The following is a 17,344-nucleotide window of genomic DNA, read 5'->3' on the forward strand; positions in this document are numbered from 1 at the left end:
CGTACGGAGGTATCGCCCGCGCCGTTGCCCCTGTCCTCAACTCTGTCGCAGAGGACTGCCGACGCGCAGGGGAGCCGGATCTCAGCGCACTGGTGGTGAACAAGGCGAGCGGTTTTGCCGGCTCCTTCGACGGCGCACCCGTCGTGGAGGGCGCTCGTAACGAGGAGTCATGGTTGGCGGAGCTTGACCGGATCCGACGGCACCCTTGGGCCCGGTGAGTCCTGGGGATGGTCGACGCCGTTTCGATGGCAAGAACCGGCGCCGACTCGCCTCTTGGCGAGGATCGACCGAAACCTAGGTGAGAGTAACCCTGCGATTCGCTGGTTATGCGCCCTGTCTCTGATTATGGCGATCGGCGTTCAACCTTTCAGGAACTGAGGGTGACGCGTCGAGCACCTCGCATCCACAGGATGGCATCGAGGTGTCGCAGTCGATTGTTGGGGCTGCCCACCGCCGCACCTCGTCCGGCTGCTTGGTCGGTCAGTTCGTCGAGTCGTTGTCGGACGTCATCTGCTTGGAGCAGATGACGAAAGACCTGCCAATCGACCTGATAGTTGTGACCCAACCCCAACATGGAGCAGACGACGTTATCCCGCACTGGGAAGAGGTCGGGACGCTTTCGGGCGCAAAGCTTCGAGGCCGTCACCCAAGGGTTCTTGGCCTTGCTGTGGGACGGAGACAGATAGAGCTTCAGCGCCTCGTGCAGTTCGGCCATCGCCAGCAGGGTCGCGTCGTCCGCCATGGCGATGTCCGCATCCATGGGCAGCTGCTCCTCGGACAAGAGTCGTAAGACGTGGTTGCGCTGCGGTGAGGGCTCGAGCAGTTTGCGGACTGAGTAGGGAGGTGCCTGCACGGACAGCAGCGTCAGGGCCAGAAGGTCTGAAGGTGTGAGGTCCCATGGCGAGGAGGGGCCCAAGTCCACGAACGTCGCCCCGGCGTAGTTGCCGTCGCGGTCGTAGTAGGTCACCAGGTCCTGCACCACCATGTCGTCTTCAAGAGCCGCCCGGACCACGCCATCGGCTTTGCGTACGACTTCGTCACTCACCCCTTCCCAGCCCTCGGGGACGGAGTTGAATCGGTCGTTGGTCATGCCTACCCCCAGCTCGTCGTGTGACTCACCTCATCACGTTGCGTGGGCCGAGGGAGTGAGAACGCGCAGAGGACTCAGTCATCGGATTCCTTCACTCCCTGACCTGCTCGCTGAAGTCGGGCGCAAGTGAGGCTCAAGAACCCTCCGTCACTGTCGTGGACAGCAGCTCGACCATCCACGACAGGAGTCACCCAGTGTCCACCTCCGGCAACCCCACGATTCTCGTTCTTGGCTCGACCGGCCTTATGGGTCGCGAGGTCGTCCGCTCGCTCAACGAGCGCGGCGTCACCCCGCGCGTCCTCGTCCGCGACCCTGCCCGCCTCCGCCCCACCGACCAGGTCGAGGTCCACCGAGGCGATCTCCGCGACCCTGCCTCTCTCCGCGAGGCCATGCAGGGCGTCGACGCCGTCTTCCACATCTCCCCGCACGAGGCCGACGAGGTCGAGCTCACCCGCACCGTCCTCAACGCCGTCGAGCGCGAAGGCGCCCGCCTCGTCTTCTCGGGCATCCACATCGACGCCTCCAACCGACTCGCCAAGTGGGCGATGCGCACCATCTATGGCCGGATGCTCCCGCGCTACCGCGGCAAGATCGCCATCGGCCACCTCGTCGAGACCTCGAACACGAACCCGATCATGCTCGGCGTCGGCAACTTCATGCAGTGCGACGAGGTCCTCATCGACGTCATTTGCGACGGCCAGTTCGTCCTCCCGACCCACCCCAAGGGCCTCAACCGGGTCGACCTGCGCGACCTCGGCGACATCGCCGCCAACGTCCTACTCGACCCGACCACCCCCGCCGGTGCCTACCCCGTCTGCGGCCCGCGTTCCCTCACCGGAGCCGAGTGCGCCGACATCTGGGCGCGCGAGCTCAACGTCCCCGTCAGCTACGTCGGCGACGACGACGTGGCCATCGACACCGCCCTCACCGCCCACCTCACCGGCTACCGCCTCGAGGACTGGAAGTCGTCCTTCAAGGCCCTGCGCGGGTTCGCCGTCAAGACCAAGAAGTCCGAGCTCGACGCCACCACCCGACTGCTCGGCCGCCCGCCGACCGACTTCACCGAGTTCGTCCGCCGCGTTGTCGCCGAGCACGACCTGACCCCCGCCAACGCCAACTCCAACGCGACCGGAAGCGAGGCCCGGCGATGAAGCAGCTCGACCTCCCCGGCCAGACGCACGTCGCCGAGGGCCCGCTCGACCACACGGGCATGTACGTCATGCACCACGCCTTCCGCCGCGACCTCGCCCGCTTCGCCGCCGCCGCGACCGCCACGCCCCTCGGCGAGCCCGACACCTGGGCCGCCCTCAGCGCGCGGTGGGACCGCTTCACCCACGTCCTCCACGAGCACCACCACGCCGAGGACACGCTCTACTGGCCGGTCCTCCAAGCGGCCGTGAGCGCGCGAGGCACGGACGCCGACCGCGCCGAAGTCACCGCGATGAGCGACGAGCACGCCGAGATCGACCCCGCGCTCGCCGCTCTCACCACTGCCTGGCGCGCCATGGCCGACCACCCCTGCGACGACCACCGCCACGCCCTCGAGATCCGCCTCGCCGGACTGCGCGAACTCCTCGGCGAGCACCTCCGGCACGAGGAGACCGTCGTCCTCCCACTCGTCCAGCGCGTCATGACCGAGGACGAGAGGGCCGGCGTCGAGAAGGAGATCCAGAAGGGCTACGGCCTGCGCGAGACCCCCTTCCTGGTCGGCTGGGTGACCGACGGCCTCCCACCCGACGCACGCGATCACTTCTTCGCCTTCGCCGGTGGCCCGTTCAAGCTTCTGTATGCCGTGATACGCCGCGGTCACGCCCGTCGCGAGCAGCGCGCATTCCGTCACGCCGACCTCCTTGGAGCAGCCGCCCAGACGTGAGTCCGGGTGAGCACGCACCACACCACCGTGGATAGTCTCGAGACAGCCGACCGAGAGGACCTCACGCCATGAGCACCACGGACAACGGACCCCAGCCCAACACGTTCGACATCGAGACCGCGACGAAGGACAACACGGCATACCGAGCGGTGGCCTGGACCGGGAAGTACCTCCAGGTGACGCTCATGTCGATCCCGGTCGGCTCGTCCATCGGGCTGGAGGTGCACCCGGAGACCGACCAGTTCCTGCGGATCGACGCCGGCCGGGGCGTCTGCCGGATGGGTCCGTCCGAGAACGATCTCACCGACACCGAGGTGAGCGACGGCTGGTCGATCCAGGTGCCCGCTGGCACGTGGCACGACGTCGTCAACACCGGTGACGAGCCGCTCCAGCTCTATGCGGTCTACGCGCCCTCGCACCACGCCCAGGGCAAGGTGCACCAGACGGCCGAGGACGCCGAGAAGGACGAGGAGGCCGGCACCGACGAGCCTCCGGAGTGGACCGTCCAGCCGGGCTGACCCGGCCCGCAGCCCCGCCGCACCAGGAGGCTCAGATCTCGAGCGAGCGGCGCTGCTCCGCGAACCGGTCGAGGAGGACGGCCATGTCCCACTCGCAGGCCATCGCCTCTCCCCGGTCGGCCGCGGCGCGCGCCGCCTCGACGTCACCCGCCGTCGCGAGCGCCATCGCGAGGAAACAGTCGACCGGCCCCTGCAGGCTCGCGGTGCCGGCGACGGCCATCCGGCCAGACCACGGCGCGAGCCGCTGCGCCACCTGCCGCGCCAGGTCTGCGTCCTCGACCGCCGTCGCGGCGATCGCCATGAGAGCGAGGTCCATCGACTCGCTCCAGTCCTCCGTCGGCAGGCCTGTGCGTCTCAGCAGCTGCGCGACGCGGTCCCTGTCGCCGGCCACGGCAGCGAGGTGGAGCTGCGGCGTCAGGGTGATGTCGTCGGTGCCGGCCGGGTCGGCGGCGGCCATCTGCCCGGCAAGGACCGCGGCGGCCGGCGGGTTCCACGCGGCCATGGCGTACGCGATGCCGAACTCGATGTAGTCGCTCGCCGGGATCGACATCGTCACACCAGTGAGTCCACGCAGCGAGTCGGCGGCCGCGGCCGGGTCCTCGCGGCTGCGCAGGACGAGGAGGTTGAGCTCGACGAAGCGCAGCGCGAACTCGACGTAGGCCAGCCGCCGCCGCCGCGCGATCGCCAGCGCCGCACCGCTCGCGCTCTCCCACGTCGCCCGGTCACCCGCCTCGACCGCGGCACTCGCGAGCCCCGCCAGCGCCACCGCCTCGGCTGCGACGTCGCCGGAGGCCCGAGCCGCCGCGACCTCCTCCTCCGACAGCGCGCGCCGGACCCCGAGCGACCGACACCGCCACAGCGAGAGGTGGGCCGTCCGCGCCGCCCAGGCGAGGAGCGCCGGGTCCTCGAACCGCCGGGCCAGCGCCATGCCCTCGTCGACGAGCGCCTCGACCTCGGCGTCCGACCCTGGCTGGTAGTAGAGCTGCGCCGCGAGCGCGAGCATGAGCGTGCACCGCTCGGATGAGCCACCCGCGTCGAGCCACGCGAGGGTGGCCCGCAGGTCGTCGACGAGCTCGTGCTCGACCACGCCGAAGTCCATCGGCGTCCACACCGAGTAGCGCGTCAGCGACGCCACCGCGGTCGCCACCCGACCCGGGTCGTCGAGCGCGCGAGCCACCGCAACCGCCTCGACGACGGCGTCCACGGCCTCGCGCCACATCCCCGCCCGCGCCGCGCTCTCGTTGAAGCGCAGGAGTAGGTCGAACCTCTCGTATGCCGTCCCCTGCGGATCCGCTGCCTGCGCGCCGAGCGCGGCGTGGAAGAGGTTCGCGGCCTCGACGTTGGCGAAGTCGTCGGCGGCCAGAGCGCCGGCCGCGGCCGCAGCGGGCCAGGCGCTCCCGGCATACAAGGGTCCGGCCGCGAGCCAGTGGTGGGCGAGGTCGAAGGCTCGCTCGGTGGGGCCGACCGCGGACGGGGGAGCGGCCTCGAGGATGCGGGCGATGCGAGCGTGGGTGCGCGACAACCGGTTCGGTGTCGTCATGGCGAGGATCGCGTCGCGGGTCAGGGCGTGGTCGAAGGACAGCAGCCCCTGCGCGCTGTGCAGGATGCCCGCCTCGTGCGCCGGTTCGAGTCGGTCGAGCAGCTCGTCGGGATCGAGCTCGGCGACCCGGGCAAGGAGGAGTGGCGGGTGCCGGCGACCGAGCGCCGCCGCGAGGAGCAGCAGCTCGCGAACCGCCTCGGGCAGCTCGGCGACGCGGTGCCGGACGACCGACTGGACGCTCTCGGGCACGTCGCCGTCGACCCGGCCGGACTGCTCGGCGAGGCGGGCCAGCTCGACGAGGAAGAAAGGGTTGCCGTCGGTCCGTGCTCGCCATTCGGCGACGACCTCGGGCCGGGCGTCGGCGCCGAGGACCGAGTCGACGAGGTCACGCGCCTCGTCGTCGGCGAGACCGGCGAGCTCGAGGGTCGTGGCGCCGTGGCGCGCGAGGGCGGCGTCGAGCTCGGTGCCGGCGGCGCTGCCGTTCGCCACGGCCCGGCGGGTCGCGACGACGGCCACCCGGTCATCCGGGCGCAGGCGGGCGACGACCTGAGCGAGGCAGCGCAGCGTCGGGGTGTCCGCCCAGTGGAGGTCATCGAGCACGAGGAGCAGACCGCCGTCGCGCGCCGCCTCGCGCACCGCGCTCGCGATGGCGTCGTGGGCGGCGAAGGCCCGCTCGGCCGTCGTGCCGCCGCGCGTGCCATCGCCTCGCGTGCCGTCGCGTCGCGTGCCGTCGCCCGGGTTGCCGCTCGAGGTGCCGTTCGCGTCGTGGGCGAGCTCGGGCGGTGTCGGCAGGTCGAGGCTGGCAAGGACCTGCCGCCACGGCCACAGCGGCGGGGCGCCCTCGTCCGCCGAGCAGGTGCCGACCGCGGCAGCCATCCCGCGCTGGACCGCCTCGGCGACGGCCCACTCGACCAACCGCGACTTGCCCGCACCCGCCTCCCCGACGATGCGCACCGTGGCCGGCCGCCCGGCGAGGGCGTCGTCGAGCAGGTTCCCGATGGCCCGCCGCTCACGGGCGCGCCCGACGAAGGGTCGCTGTTGCCGCTCGGCCGCCACGACCTCGCCGACGGCTCGATTCGGCAGTGCGGCTGGAGGATCACCGGGGTCCTGGGCCCTGTGTTCCTCCGCCGGGGCTCTGCTGACAGGTGGCCCTGGGGGCTCGGGGGGCAACCACCCGCGCAGGACCGCGGGCTCCTGCTGGAGGAGGGCGCCCTCGAGGTCGCGCACCTCCTGGCCGGGGTCGAGGCCGAGCTCGTCGTCGAGCAGGCGGCGCAGCCGCCGGATCGCGTCGAGCGCCTCCGCCTGCCGACCGGCACGAGCGAGGGCCAAGACGTGGAGGGCCCAGCCACGCTCACGCAGCGGGTCGCGCGCGGTGGCCTGTTCGGTGAGCGCGAGCACGGTCGCGTGCTCCCCGAGGGCGAGCAGCCCGAGCGCGAGGTCGTCGCTCGCGGTGGTGCGCAGCGCCTCGAGCCCGGTGCGCTCGGCGAGGACGTCGGGATGGTCGGTGAGGTCGGCGTACGGCGTCCCCCGCCAGGTCCGCAGCACCTGCTCGAGCCCCTCGACCTGCTCCTCGACCTCGGCACGGGTGGGCCAGCTCGCGTCGGGACCGGTCGTGAGCTGCGTGGCGAGCGCGCCGAGCACTCGGTGCCGGGTGCGGACCTCGTCGACGAACGCCGTGGCGTCGACGGCGTCGCGTGGCAGTGCGAGCCGATAGCCCTCGTCCGAGGTGACCAGCACCGTCGGCTTCGCGCGCGGTTCGAGCCCTGGCTCCAGAAGCCGGCGCAGTCCGGACACGTAGGAGTGGAGCGTCCCGTACGCCCCCGGCGGTGCCTCGTCACCCCACATGAGCGCGACGAGCCGGTCCGCCGACACCACCGGTCCGAGGTCGAGCGCGAGGGCGGCGAGCAGCGCACGACGCTTGCGCGCCGCGATCTCGACGGGCCCGTCGGACCCGTGGAGCGCCGTCGCCCCGAGGACGCTGACCTGCACCGACACCTCGGCCACGCTACTGACGTCGCGGCCCCGGCGGAGGCTGTTCGCCGGCGACAGTCGCGCACAAGCCGGGCTCAAGCGGCTCCCGCGACTCTGACTCCATGACCACCTCCCAGCCCCTCCGCTCCTCCGACCGCTTCGCGGCCGCCTCCCGTATGCCGGCCCGCACAGATCGTGGGACCCGCGCCGACGCTTCGGTCACCACCGACCGGGGTGTCCAGGTCGCGGTCACGGTGCTCGCCGCCGTCTCGGTCGGTGGGGCGTTCGTCTCCGTCGCCGGCGGCCTCGCCGACTCCCTCCTCGACGCCATGGGCCCGACCGGACGCCTGTCGATCCCGATCCCGATGATGCTCGGGCAGCTCGTCGCGGCATGGGTGGCGTCGGGACCCCGTCGCCGCCCGGCCCTCGTCGCGAGCGCATTGCTGGCCCTCGTTGCGCCGGTGTGTGTCGTGTCCGGCTTCTTCGACGGCGGGTACTCGGACCCCGCACGGACAGGTGCGCACACGGCATACCAAGGTCTGCTCGTCGGCATGCTCGCCGTCGTCGGAGTCCTCGCTGCCCGCCAGTTCAGCCGCCTGCGGACGAGGAAGGGCTGAGGACCCGTCGGCGCTCGAACCAGCGCTCGAGCTCGGCGAGCGCCTCGGGATCGAGCGTCTCGGGGTCGGCCACGATGTCGCGCTGGATCCGCTCGCGCGCCACGGCATACATCGGTCCGCCCATGGCGTACTCGAGGTTTCGGGCGTACCAGGGACGGAAGCGCCGCGCGCCCCAGCGCTGGAGGGTGGCGGCGACGAAGCCGGGCCTGCCCCTTCGGCTCCAGAAGCCGACCACCACGCTCAGGACCCAGGCGAGGGCGAGCGAGACTCCCATGACGCCGAGGGTGGCGGTGATCTCGTCGCTCCCGAAGTTGTCCAGCACGCTGCGGAGGTCGGCATAGACCCTCTGGACCACGGGGTCTTGGAGGTTGAGCTGCGTGATGAAGTCCTGCGAGTCCTGGGCGTGGGTCTCGAGCTCCTTGAGTGAGTCCAGGTCAGGCCTGCCCGCCCATGCCGCCTGGACGTGCTCCTTGACCTGCGGGACCTTCTCGAGCACGTTGTTCGCCCGGATGCCGAGGAAGGCGTCCTTGGCAGCGGTGACCTCGTCGAAGGTCGCGCTGACCCGGTGGGCCGTCTCCACACTCCGCTGGACCGCGGCGTCGAGCTGCTGGGGATCGGGCGCGTGGTCACGCGCGTAGTCGAGGGTGGTCTGGACCTGCTCGCGATGCTCGACGACGTACTTCGCCTGGTGCCAGCGTTCGGTGAGGTTGGGGACCGCGTGAACCGCGTCGTACGCCTTGCCGCCGAGCGTCTCGGAATTGCTCAGCGCCACGCTCAGCGCGGCGGCGGCGCCGTAGGCCTTGAGCACGAACGCGACCACGGCGCCGAGGACGCGGCGAGCGAGCTCCTCCGGCCTGCGATAGAGGGGCAGGCCCTTCGCGACCGATGTCATGACGGACTCCAGGGGATGCAGGGTGGTGGCAGGGGGCGTCCATCGCACCACGGCCGACGGCCCGACAGCGCCCGACACCCTGCCCGCGCGCAACTCGGCGGACCTACTCCACCATGGCGAGGACGTCACCGACGACAGCCGCGACGTGTGACCCGTGGGTGTACGGCACCATGTGCGCACCCCTGCTCAGGGTGACCGCACGGCTGGCTGGACCGCCGTGGTGGGCGACCGCGCCGGCCCAGTCCGCGCGACAGATCGAGTCGTGCGCCCCTCGCACCACGACGACCGGCAGGCTCACACCGTCGAGGGTGCGCGGGAGGTCGTCGCGGCGGGCCGCATCCATGGCGCGCACCATGTCCGCGAACCCTGTCCGGGTCCACTGCCGCACCAGCACCGGCACCTGGGTCGGCCTCTCCCGCACGGCCGTGGGCAGCCATCGACGGACGAGCCCGGGCCACGACGCAGCGCGCGGGTCGGTGGTCGGGCCGACAAGGACGAGGGCCGCGAGCCGGTGGGGCGCGAGGGATGCCACGTGCGCGGCGACCTGCGAGCTCGCCGAGTGAGCGAGGAGCACGATCGGCTCGCCCCCGAGCGGCAGGGCGTCGACCACTCCGTCTGCCAGTGCACGGGGCGCGAGGTCGAGCCCACGGGGAGTCGGCTGACCGAACCCGGGAAACACGTGGACGTGCGTCCATACGCGTGGACGCAGCAGCTCGAGCGTCGGTCGCCACGACTCGGGGCCCAGCCCCAGGCCGGGCAGTGCCACGACACTGCTCCGACCGGTCATCCCGTCACGCTAACCGGAGCGCCCGAGGTCGAGGGCCCAGGGGGCGTGACCTGCGCGGCCTTCGTCAACACCGTCGGGCCGTGCGCATACTTCCTGTTTGGGTGGCGCCGCGGGCTCCCTGCACTCGACTGAGTGCCGAACCGGCTGACGCGAGCGGTCCCGAGTGGGATCGTCGAGGTATGCCGCACGTCCCCCCACCCGTGATTGCGCTCGCTGCCGCCGGGGTCCAGCACGCCGTGGCCCCGTCGAGTCGAACCGGTCCCGCCCGTCGGCTCCTCGCCGGCGCCGTCGCCATGGGCAGCGTCGCGCTCGCCGGCGCCACGATCCGGCGCTTCGGTGCCGCAGGGACCACCGTCGACCCGACCGATCCCGCACGGGCCAGCACCCTGGTCACCGACGGCCCGAACGCGGTGACGCGCAACCCGATGTACGTCGGGCTCGCCGGCCTCCTCGCCGCGCACGCCTTCGCCCGCGGCGGGCTCAGGACCTGGCTGCCGGTCGCCGGGTTCGTCGCGGCCGTCGACCGACTCCAGATCCAGCCCGAGGAGGCAGCGCTCAAGGCCACCTTCGGCGACGGATACGACGCCTACCGAGCCCGCGTCCGCCGCTGGCTCTGACCCGAGCCACCGGGCCACCAGGCCACCCGGCCACCGGGCTACCCGGCCGGGGTCAGGCGTCGACGTGGTGGAAGGAGTAGCGCGCCACCAGCGGCATCCAGGTGTCGACGAGCTGCGGGGTGAGCTTCTCGGTCGGGAGCGCGTCGCAGGCAGCTCGCACGAGACGCCACCCGGCATAGGCGTCCTTCTCACCACGGGACGACGGCTCCGGCAGGCCGGCGAGGAAGCGTTCGAGGTTCGGTTCCTCCATGGCGCGCAGGTCGCGGACCATGCCGTCGTCGAGCCGGGCGGTGCCCGTCATGAGGGCGAGGAGCACGAGGACCGGCTCGTACTCCTTGCGCTCGAGGAAGGCGTCCACGTCGTCGACCGAGACGCGGAGCAGCTGGTAGGTGTTGAGGAAGCGCTTGACGGCTCGAGGCGTCGCGATGAGTGGCAGGAACGTCATCATGACGTCGCGCTCGTCGGACGTGAGGCGCAGGGCGGCGGGGTTGAGGTCCTCCGCGGCCTCCGCCACCGGGTCGACCACGGGAGTGTCGCGGTCGCCGTGGACGGTCGTGCTGCCGACGGCCCCGTCAAGGGGACTCGCGGACCCGCTCCCGTCCGGATCAGGACTCGTGACACCGGCCCCGGCCCCAGCCGGTGGTCCGTGGCCACCCCACACCTGGCCCGAGGGCAGGGCTGCGCCGCTGCCGTCACCGTCCGCCGACCCGGACCCTCCCGACGCCCCGGTCGCCACGCGACGCGGTGACGCGTCGACCTCGCCGGCGAGGCTCGTCACCAGCCTGCCGAAGCCTTGGGGTCTCATCGGCTGGACCCAGAACGGGATCTGGATGATCTTCTCGAGATAGTTCTGCGGCGTCGGCGCCTCGGGGTCACGTTTGTCGAAGGCTTCGCTGAACTGGCCGTCGAGAGAACGGATGAGCCAGCGCGAGTCGACGGCGACGACCACGACGAAGAGCTCGAACCCGAAGAGCAGGTTCACCGCCTCGAGCACCCGGATGACCTCGCTGGCCGGGCAGCGGTCGAGGTCGTCGATGAAGATGACGATCCGGTCGATGCCGGGCAGGCCCTCGGCCTCGCGTGACTTGTCGGCCAGTCGCTCGAGGTCGTCCCGGATCCTCGGCGCCATGCCCAGCTGCTGCGTGTACTCCGCGGCGGTGCTGCGCTCGCTGACGAACCCATAGAGTCCCGCGAGCCCGGACGCCTTCGTCTTCGCGAGCTCGGCGTTGGCCACCGCGAGAGCGTCCTGGGCGCGCTGGAGCCGCTGCTTGTCGGCGTCATCGGCCTTGAGCACGGTGGCAGCCTGCTCGAGCCCCTTGTTCAGCGGCTTGAGCACCTGGGTGGCCGCGCCGACAAGCGAGAGCGCTCCGGTGGCGAGCGCGACCAGCTGCCCGTAGGTCTCGGGCGACCACACGTAGAGCGCGAGGCCGACGAGACCCAGGACGACGAGTCCGACGACGAGGGTCTTGCGCCCGGGCGTGGCCGTCGACCATCCCGCGAGCAGCCGCGACCGGGTGGTCATGAGCCGGTCGTACTCGGCCTTGAGCTCGCTCACCTGCTGTGTGGCGACGTCGAGGTCGAGCCCCTCCTTGATCTGCTTCGTGGAGTCCGCGCCCATCCCGTGGTCCTTGGCGACGTCGTCGATGACGCGGTCCTCCGCCGCCAGGCGCGAGTCGTCGACGACGGCCTGCGCCTCGTCGACCTTGGTGCGCGCCTGCGCCACCGCGATGTCCTTGTCGGCGATGTCCTCGAGCACCTTGCGGTAGCGGTCGTCGTTGCCCAGCTGCTCGCGGATCTGCTCGAAGACGCGGTTGATGAGCGCTGCCCACAGTGCCGTGCCGTGCGCGTACTGCCACGCGTTGAACTCGACCGGCAGGATCTCTCGCAGGTAGCCCGTTTCCTCCATCTCGGCATCCGGGTCCGCCGCCCTCGCCTCCGCGTTGCGCTGGTCGAGCGCCTTGGACTGCTCGGCCAGCCGCTCGATGCGCTGGCGCACCTGGTCCATGATGAAGCTCTTGCCCGACCCCCAAGGACCGAAGAGGCCGATCGACAGGGGCGGGTGCACGTCCTTGGACGCGATGAGCCGGGCGAGCATGTCGACGTCCGCCAGGATGCCGAGGTCGTCGTGCCGGTCGTCGAGCAGCTCGGCGATGGCCGAGTCGGCGGAGTAGTTGGCCCGACGGACCGACCCCCGCCGCAGCAGCGCTGACGCGATCTCACCGACCCGGGTGACCTCGCCCTCGTAGTCGGTCTGCGCCCGCCGATGCTCGTCGACCGAGAGGCTGACGGTGAGCTCGACCGGCTTCGGCGACATCAGGCCGAGTTCACCGGCGAGCAGCACGTCGCCCGGGCGGATGACGAGGACGATCGTCGCCGCCACCGCGTCACCACGAGCGCGGAACCACTCCTCCAGCGCCGGATGGAGGAAGAGCAGCTCACCGAGGTTGCGCACCCAGACCACCTCGGCCCCACTGGTGAGCAGCGCCTCGAGCTCGTCGGCCCGGATCTGGTTGTCGCCCACCCGACCCTCCACGACCTCGTGCAGGAGCAGGACCCGGTCGTCCCCGCGGCCGCGCAGCAGCGCCTCGTATGCCGTCCGCGCCGCTCCGCTGACCGCCGGCGCGATGATCGTCACGACGGGCTCACCCTCGCGCAGCTGTCGGTCGAGCTCGTCGTCGGCGTCCCGGCGGACGTACGGACGCAGCTCGTCGCCCGCTCGGAGCTGCACCCCGAACCGCTGCGGCGAGACCTCCCGCATCCTCGGCAGCTCGTCAGCTGGCGTGCTTGGCGGCGTCTCCCCGGGCGTCATGCGCAGCAGCGTGCGGACGATGGCCTCAGGCTCGGCACCCCACTTCCGCAGACGAGTGTCGAGCAAGCCGCCGTGGGCGACGACGTCTCCGAGGACGGCGATCGCGAGCGACCACGGAATCACCGTGCGCTGGCTCGCGCTCGGCTGCACGTAGGTGGTGAGGGCGCGGGTCAGCTCGCGGTCGAGCCCGAACGGTTCCGTCGTCGGCACCGGCTCGCCCGTGATCTTGAGCTCCTCCCGCCCGAACCTGTCGATGTCGACCCCGTTCTCGGCCAGCGCCGCTCGCACCCCGTCGTCGGTGCGGCCGAGCGCCCAGAGCATCGTGCTCCGGTTGACCAGGGGCCCGTCGGCGCGACTGCCGCTGTAGCGCTCGCCGTGCGCCGCCGCCGCCAACGCGTCGCACTCGGCCACCCCCGGCCCCACCACGAGACCCGCGGCCTCGATCATCGCCACGACCGGGTCCGGGACGTCGCCCACCGACGCGCTGCCCGGGGGCGGTGGAGGTTCGTAGCTCGTAGTCATCTGGCACCCCTGTCACCAGAACGTCCGACCCTCCATCGTCCCGCAGCCGCGCCGTCCGCGTCACCCTTTCGCGGCAACCGATGCACACCGGAGCCCGTATGCGGTGGACCCACCTCACGCGTCGGGACCATGGCCCCGGCCGACGTGACGCAGCATGTGGCACGGTGGTCGATGTGCAGCCACCTGCCAGAGTGTTCGACCTGTTCGCCGTGCCTGACGACGCCGTGGCGCTCGAGGGCGGGCACGGCCACAGCGTCCTCGCCGGCGATCTCGTCCTGTCACCCGGGCGCGACCCGCAGACCGCCAGGTGGCTCAACCCCGTCGTCGCGCCCCTCGCCGCCGAGCTCGACCACGAACGCCCCCGCTCGCTGCGCCTCGCCATGCCGATTCCGACCCGCGACCTGCACTGGGTCGTCGACGGCTGGGGCGCGAGCCGCTACGAGCCCGACACCACCCCCTGCCGCGATCTCGACGTGCTGCTCGCCACCGGTCGCCTGCTCCACGCACGACTCGCAGCGAAGGTCGGGACGCGGCCGGACGGCATACGGGATCGCGAAAACCGTTGGACCAGAGCGGAACTGGCCGCGTTCGGCGAGAGCCAGCTCTCCGGTCTGCCAACCCCGCTGGCGCGGCTGTCCACCCGCATCGTCGCCGCCCTCGACGCGACCGGCATCGGGCCGGACCAGCTCGTGCACGGCGACCTCGCGAGCAACGTCCTCCTCGACAAGGACGGGATCCCACTCGTCGTCGATGTCACGCCCTACTGGCGGCCCGCGCTCTGGGCCGACGCCGTGTGCGTGCTCGATGCCGTGCTGCACCTCGGGGCCGACGTGTCGGTCATGGCGCAGTGGTCGAGCGGCGCCGAGCGGCAGGCGATGCTGCGGGCGGCGCTGTTCCGGTTGCTCAGTGACGTCGACCCGGACCTGGACGCGTACCGCGAGGCGCTCGAGAGGGGCCCGATCTGACGGTGCCGCTCGTGGGTGCCCGCTGCCACGCTGGTCCCATGGCGGTCACGATCGACGACGTCCGCGCGGTGGCGAAGGATCTGCCGCGCACCTACGAGGCCGTCGTCCGTGACCGCGTGAAGTTCCGCGTCGGCAGCATCGTCTGGGTCGCCTTCAACGCCGCGGAGACCGAGATGGGCTTCGCGTTCCCCAAGGAGGAACGGGCCTGGCTCGTCGCGCAGGAGCCCGACATGTTCTTCCTGCCGCGCGAGTCGGAGATGCGGTTCAACTGGGTCGAGTCCCGGCTCGACCGCCTCGACGAGGAGCGGATGCGTGAGCTCGTGCTCGATGCGTGGTGCATGGTCGTGCCGCGCAAGCTCTGGCCGTATGCCGGCCGCTGACCGATCCGCGCGAGTCGCCCTCTCGAGCGAGGCACCTTCACGAGGACGGCGGCGGCCTGACAGAGTTTGGACCGCAGGGCGCACACCGGGTCCACGAGGAAGGAGCAGCCATGTGGCCGTGGGTCATGATCATCGCCGGGCTGCTGCTCATCGTCGCTGCCCTCATCGCGCGGGCTCGGATGATGCGGGCCTACCAGCGCGACCTCGACGCTCTCTCGGCGCAGGAGCCGCCTGCTGACAAGCCCGTCGACGAGCGCGCGGAGCACGCCGACTCCGTCGACACGGACTCGGTGGACGAGGACTCCACCGGGGAGACGCCGCCGGTGCAGCCGGCAGCCATCGCTGAGCCGACGCCCGTCCTGCCCGAGCCGGTCACCCCTCCCGCACCCCAGCCGTCGATCCGCGCCGTCCGCGCCAGTGACGTGCCGATCATCCTCGTCCCGACCGGCACCCCGAAGCCCGCGGACCCCGAGCCGGCCCCGGCCGAACCCGAGGCCGAACCCGAGGCCGAGGACACCGCCCCCCAGACTTCCGAGCCGGAGGCCCCGAGGCCCGTCCTCCCACCGCGTCCGGCGTTCGCCCGTGCGGCGCCTCCGGCCGCAACCCCTGCCACCCCCGCTCCCGCCGCGACCGCCGCCGCGACCTCTCCGTCCACCCGCGCCCCGGCGGCTGCGACCGTCCCCACCGAGCCCTCGCTGCTCTTCGCCGACCTCCCCGTCGACCACCTGCTCAGCGCCGCACCGACGCTTCGCGTGCGGGCGCAGGACATCCCGCTCCAGGACTGGCTGCGCTACTACTCCGAGGGCAACGCCTGGTCCGGCGTCATCCAGAGCATCAGCGACCGGATCCGGGGTGACCAGGAGCTCCGTCCGTGGTTCGGCTTCATGGACCGCACCGAGCTGCAGCGCCACGTCATGACGACGGTGATGATGCTGACCGGCGAGGGCGTGACGGTGGGTGCACTGCGCCGGTTCGCCGGTGCCCACCTCGACCACGTCCGTGGCGGTGGGGAGCCCCTCACCGAGCAGGCCTGGGACAGGCTCGCGGCCACCCTCGCCAACGCCATGCGCGAGCACAGCGTCCCCGAGTCCGCGGTGCAGGACCTCGAGGTCACTGCCGCTCCGCTGCGCTCGGTCATCGTCGCGCGCTGACACCTCCGGCCCTCCCGATCCGTTCGGCGCCTTCCGACCGCCACACTGGTCGGAGCGCTCCGACATCAGGAGTCCGGCGGAGGGAGCAGCGGTGCTCGAGACCCTGGGTGGCGTCCTCGCCCTCGCCGTCATCCTCGGCATCCCCATCGGCGTGCTCGTGCTGTCGCGCCGGCGCCGACCGGTCGACGAGGTCATCACCCGTGGCTCCGCGCACGGTCGCGACGGACTGGCCGTGCACCCGTGGCGAGGGCACCCGTCCCTCGACGTCGTCGCGTGGGTGTTCGTCGCGGTGGTCCTCGGGCTCGGCGTCTTCTACCTCTTGGGCGGACAGCCGTATGCCGCGGCGTTCTGTCTCGTCGGCGGTGGGCTCATGGCCTACATCGTCTGGGCGCGGTTCGTCGGCCGGGCGGGAGACGGCACCCTGACCCTCACCGCGGAAGGGCTGCACCAGCACCACGCGGGGAGCGAGGTCTTCGTGCCGTGGGAGGACGTTCGGGGACTTGTCACGACCCCGACGGACCTCATCGTCGAGACGACGCGCCCCGCCGTCCCCACGCAGCGCATGCTCCCGCTGCTCGGTCGGCGCAAGGTCGTGCAGGACGACGCCGTCGCGCTGCCGAGTCGGATGCTGCCGCCGCTGCCCTACCAGGACATGATCGCGCTCTACTCCGAGTCGGTCGTGGCACGCGAGGAGCTCGACACCGACGCGCCGGTCGATCGGGCACGCGACCTCCTCCGGGGCTTCCAGCGCTGACCCTCGCGTGCCGGCGCCGCTGCCGGTGCCCTCAACTCCACCCGGTGTATGCCGTCATCCTGATCGAGACGAGCAGACCGGGCAGCGCGACCCCGAGGGCGGCGACGTAGCGCGCCGGTGGCTGCGCCGTGAACCAGCGGGCGTACTCCTCGTTGAAGCCGTCGAAGTCCTGCGGGTCGGTGAGCAGGATCCCCACCTCGACGACGTCCTCGAGGGTCGCACCCGCAGCTTCGAGGATGGTGCGACAGTTCGTCAGCGCCTGGCGGGTCTGTTCCTGGATCGTGGGTCCGGCGAAGCCCCCGGTGTCGACGTCCACCCCCACCGTCCCGGACACGAGGACGAACGGTCCGGCCACGACGGCCTGGCTGTAGAGCGGCGACGCGGGGGCGTGGGCATCGGCGATGGTGGTGCGTGGCATGGGCTCTCCTCACCGGGGCGGTCGTGCCGATCGACTCACCGTCCCACCGGTGAACGCCGCTGGCAACGGTCGCCGTTCGCTCGTACCGTCCCGCGTGCTCAGGCCAGTGACAGGAAGAGCTTCTCCATCGCCGCGTGGTCCTCCTCGTTGATGCCGTCCGGCGAGGTGAGGCACTCGCGCAGGCCCGACGAGACGATCGCGAAGCCGGCCCGGTCGAGCGCCTTGTTGACGGCCGCGAGCTGGGTGACGACGTCCTTGCAGTCGCGGCCCTCCTCGATGAGGCGGATGACGCCGCCGAGCTGGCCCTGGGCGCGGCGCAGGCGGTTGAGGACCGGTGCCATGTCGTCCTGGTTGAGCGTGACCATGTGTGCTCCTGACGAGGTGCGGATGGAGGGGGGCGGAGAGACGCAGGGGCGCGCCGGCCTCCACAACAGTACCCC

Annotated in this window: 16 protein-coding genes; 9 read left to right on the plus strand and 7 right to left on the minus strand. The window is 71.7% G+C overall.

Going from position 1 to position 17,344, the window contains the following annotated elements; genetic code table 11:
- Positions 1–367 precede the first annotated feature (367 nt).
- Positions 368–1,090, minus strand: coding sequence for a DUF6308 family protein (locus tag ACSQ11_RS05035; protein WP_436003661.1), 723 nt, complete (start codon positions 1,088–1,090; stop codon positions 368–370).
- Positions 1,091–1,284: 194 nt separating this feature from the next.
- On the opposite strand from ACSQ11_RS05035, the gene ACSQ11_RS05040 reads away from it, so the two are divergent.
- The 3 genes from ACSQ11_RS05040 (at position 1,285) to ACSQ11_RS05050 (ending at position 3,481) form a co-directional block, all read left to right on the plus strand.
- The gene (locus ACSQ11_RS05040) at positions 1,285–2,241 is read left to right on the plus strand and encodes an SDR family oxidoreductase (protein ID WP_436003663.1); all 957 of its coding nucleotides are present in this window, start codon (positions 1,285–1,287) and stop codon (positions 2,239–2,241) included.
- A complete protein-coding gene (locus ACSQ11_RS05045; RefSeq protein WP_436003665.1) occupies positions 2,238–2,963 on the plus strand; it encodes a hemerythrin domain-containing protein in 726 nt (241 codons plus the stop codon). The genes ACSQ11_RS05040 and ACSQ11_RS05045 overlap by 4 nt, the downstream gene beginning before the upstream one ends.
- 68 nt (positions 2,964–3,031) lie before the next feature.
- Positions 3,032–3,481, plus strand: a complete 450-nt coding sequence (locus tag ACSQ11_RS05050; protein WP_436003667.1) for a cupin domain-containing protein — start codon at positions 3,032–3,034, stop codon at positions 3,479–3,481.
- Positions 3,482–3,512: 31 nt separating this feature from the next.
- Here the strand turns inward: ACSQ11_RS05050 and ACSQ11_RS05055 are convergent, their stop codons facing one another.
- Positions 3,513–7,016: a BTAD domain-containing putative transcriptional regulator gene (locus tag ACSQ11_RS05055; protein WP_436003669.1), complete on the minus strand. Its 3,504-nt coding sequence runs from the start codon at positions 7,014–7,016 to the stop codon at positions 3,513–3,515.
- Positions 7,017–7,114: 98 nt separating this feature from the next.
- Between ACSQ11_RS05055 and ACSQ11_RS05060 the strand changes: the two genes are divergently transcribed.
- The gene (locus ACSQ11_RS05060) at positions 7,115–7,609 is read left to right on the plus strand and encodes a hypothetical protein (protein ID WP_436003671.1); all 495 of its coding nucleotides are present in this window, start codon (positions 7,115–7,117) and stop codon (positions 7,607–7,609) included.
- Here ACSQ11_RS05060 and ACSQ11_RS05065 read toward each other — a convergent pair.
- Positions 7,581–8,501 (minus strand): hypothetical protein, encoded by a 921-nt coding sequence (locus tag ACSQ11_RS05065; RefSeq protein ID WP_436003673.1) that lies wholly within the window; start codon positions 8,499–8,501, stop codon positions 7,581–7,583. The two genes, ACSQ11_RS05060 and ACSQ11_RS05065, sit on opposite strands and share 29 nt — an antisense overlap.
- Before the next feature lie 103 nt (positions 8,502–8,604).
- Positions 8,605–9,288 (minus strand): alpha/beta fold hydrolase, encoded by a 684-nt coding sequence (locus ACSQ11_RS05070; RefSeq protein ID WP_436003675.1) that lies wholly within the window; start codon positions 9,286–9,288, stop codon positions 8,605–8,607.
- 179 nt (positions 9,289–9,467) lie between these two features.
- On the opposite strand from ACSQ11_RS05070, the gene ACSQ11_RS05075 reads away from it, so the two are divergent.
- Positions 9,468–9,905 carry a methyltransferase family protein gene (locus ACSQ11_RS05075; protein WP_436003677.1) on the plus strand — a complete coding sequence of 146 codons (438 nt, stop codon included), beginning with the start codon at positions 9,468–9,470 and terminating at the stop codon, positions 9,903–9,905.
- 52 nt (positions 9,906–9,957) lie between these two features.
- Here ACSQ11_RS05075 and ACSQ11_RS05080 read toward each other — a convergent pair whose 3' ends face one another.
- Positions 9,958–13,236, minus strand: coding sequence for a KAP family P-loop NTPase fold protein (locus ACSQ11_RS05080; protein WP_436003679.1), 3,279 nt, complete (start codon positions 13,234–13,236; stop codon positions 9,958–9,960).
- Between the two features lie 173 nt (positions 13,237–13,409).
- Here ACSQ11_RS05080 and ACSQ11_RS05085 point away from each other — a divergent pair, with 173 nt between their 5' ends.
- The 4 genes from ACSQ11_RS05085 to ACSQ11_RS05100 all read left to right on the plus strand — a co-directional run bounded on the left by ACSQ11_RS05085 (position 13,410) and on the right by ACSQ11_RS05100 (position 16,486).
- Positions 13,410–14,201 (plus strand): aminoglycoside phosphotransferase, encoded by a 792-nt coding sequence (locus ACSQ11_RS05085; RefSeq protein ID WP_436003681.1) that lies wholly within the window; start codon positions 13,410–13,412, stop codon positions 14,199–14,201.
- Between the two features lie 38 nt (positions 14,202–14,239).
- Positions 14,240–14,581, plus strand: a complete 342-nt coding sequence (locus ACSQ11_RS05090; protein WP_436003683.1) for an MmcQ/YjbR family DNA-binding protein — start codon at positions 14,240–14,242, stop codon at positions 14,579–14,581.
- A 110-nt stretch (positions 14,582–14,691) separates the two neighbouring features.
- The gene (locus tag ACSQ11_RS05095; protein WP_436003685.1) at positions 14,692–15,732 is read left to right on the plus strand and encodes a hypothetical protein; all 1,041 of its coding nucleotides are present in this window, start codon (positions 14,692–14,694) and stop codon (positions 15,730–15,732) included.
- A 91-nt stretch (positions 15,733–15,823) separates the two neighbouring features.
- Positions 15,824–16,486: a hypothetical protein gene (locus tag ACSQ11_RS05100; protein ID WP_436003686.1), complete on the plus strand. Its 663-nt coding sequence runs from the start codon at positions 15,824–15,826 to the stop codon at positions 16,484–16,486.
- A gap of 31 nt (positions 16,487–16,517) precedes the next feature.
- Here ACSQ11_RS05100 and ACSQ11_RS05105 read toward each other — a convergent pair whose 3' ends face one another.
- Together ACSQ11_RS05105 and ACSQ11_RS05110 are read right to left on the minus strand one after the other, a co-directional pair.
- Positions 16,518–16,904, minus strand: coding sequence for a RidA family protein (locus ACSQ11_RS05105; RefSeq protein WP_436003688.1), 387 nt, complete (start codon positions 16,902–16,904; stop codon positions 16,518–16,520).
- A 98-nt stretch (positions 16,905–17,002) separates the two neighbouring features.
- The gene (locus ACSQ11_RS05110; RefSeq protein WP_436003690.1) at positions 17,003–17,269 is read right to left on the minus strand and encodes a metal-sensitive transcriptional regulator; all 267 of its coding nucleotides are present in this window, start codon (positions 17,267–17,269) and stop codon (positions 17,003–17,005) included.
- Positions 17,270–17,344 lie beyond the last annotated feature (75 nt).

The sequence above is a fragment of the Knoellia sp. LjRoot47 genome, from assembly GCF_964253435.1.
Classification (GTDB): Bacteria; Actinomycetota; Actinomycetes; order Actinomycetales; family Dermatophilaceae; genus Knoellia.

What these genes read in the sequence shown, in the direction of transcription:
- ACSQ11_RS05075 (WP_436003677.1), top strand. Translation starts at nt 9,468, where the DNA reads ATGCCGCACGTCCCCCCACCCGTGATTGCGCTCGCTGCCGCCGGGGTC.
- ACSQ11_RS05035 (WP_436003661.1), bottom strand. Translation starts at nt 1,090, where the DNA reads ATGACCAACGACCGATTCAACTCCGTCCCCGAGGGCTGGGAAGGGGTG.
- ACSQ11_RS05050 (WP_436003667.1), top strand. Translation starts at nt 3,032, where the DNA reads ATGAGCACCACGGACAACGGACCCCAGCCCAACACGTTCGACATCGAG.
- ACSQ11_RS05045 (WP_436003665.1), top strand. Translation starts at nt 2,238, where the DNA reads ATGAAGCAGCTCGACCTCCCCGGCCAGACGCACGTCGCCGAGGGCCCG.
- ACSQ11_RS05080 (WP_436003679.1), bottom strand. Translation starts at nt 13,236, where the DNA reads ATGACTACGAGCTACGAACCTCCACCGCCCCCGGGCAGCGCGTCGGTG.
- ACSQ11_RS05060 (WP_436003671.1), top strand. Translation starts at nt 7,115, where the DNA reads ATGACCACCTCCCAGCCCCTCCGCTCCTCCGACCGCTTCGCGGCCGCC.
- ACSQ11_RS05065 (WP_436003673.1), bottom strand. Translation starts at nt 8,501, where the DNA reads ATGACATCGGTCGCGAAGGGCCTGCCCCTCTATCGCAGGCCGGAGGAG.
- ACSQ11_RS05070 (WP_436003675.1), bottom strand. Translation starts at nt 9,288, where the DNA reads ATGACCGGTCGGAGCAGTGTCGTGGCACTGCCCGGCCTGGGGCTGGGC.
- ACSQ11_RS05110 (WP_436003690.1), bottom strand. Translation starts at nt 17,269, where the DNA reads ATGGTCACGCTCAACCAGGACGACATGGCACCGGTCCTCAACCGCCTG.
- ACSQ11_RS05105 (WP_436003688.1), bottom strand. Translation starts at nt 16,904, where the DNA reads ATGCCACGCACCACCATCGCCGATGCCCACGCCCCCGCGTCGCCGCTC.
- ACSQ11_RS05095 (WP_436003685.1), top strand. Translation starts at nt 14,692, where the DNA reads ATGTGGCCGTGGGTCATGATCATCGCCGGGCTGCTGCTCATCGTCGCT.
- ACSQ11_RS05090 (WP_436003683.1), top strand. Translation starts at nt 14,240, where the DNA reads ATGGCGGTCACGATCGACGACGTCCGCGCGGTGGCGAAGGATCTGCCG.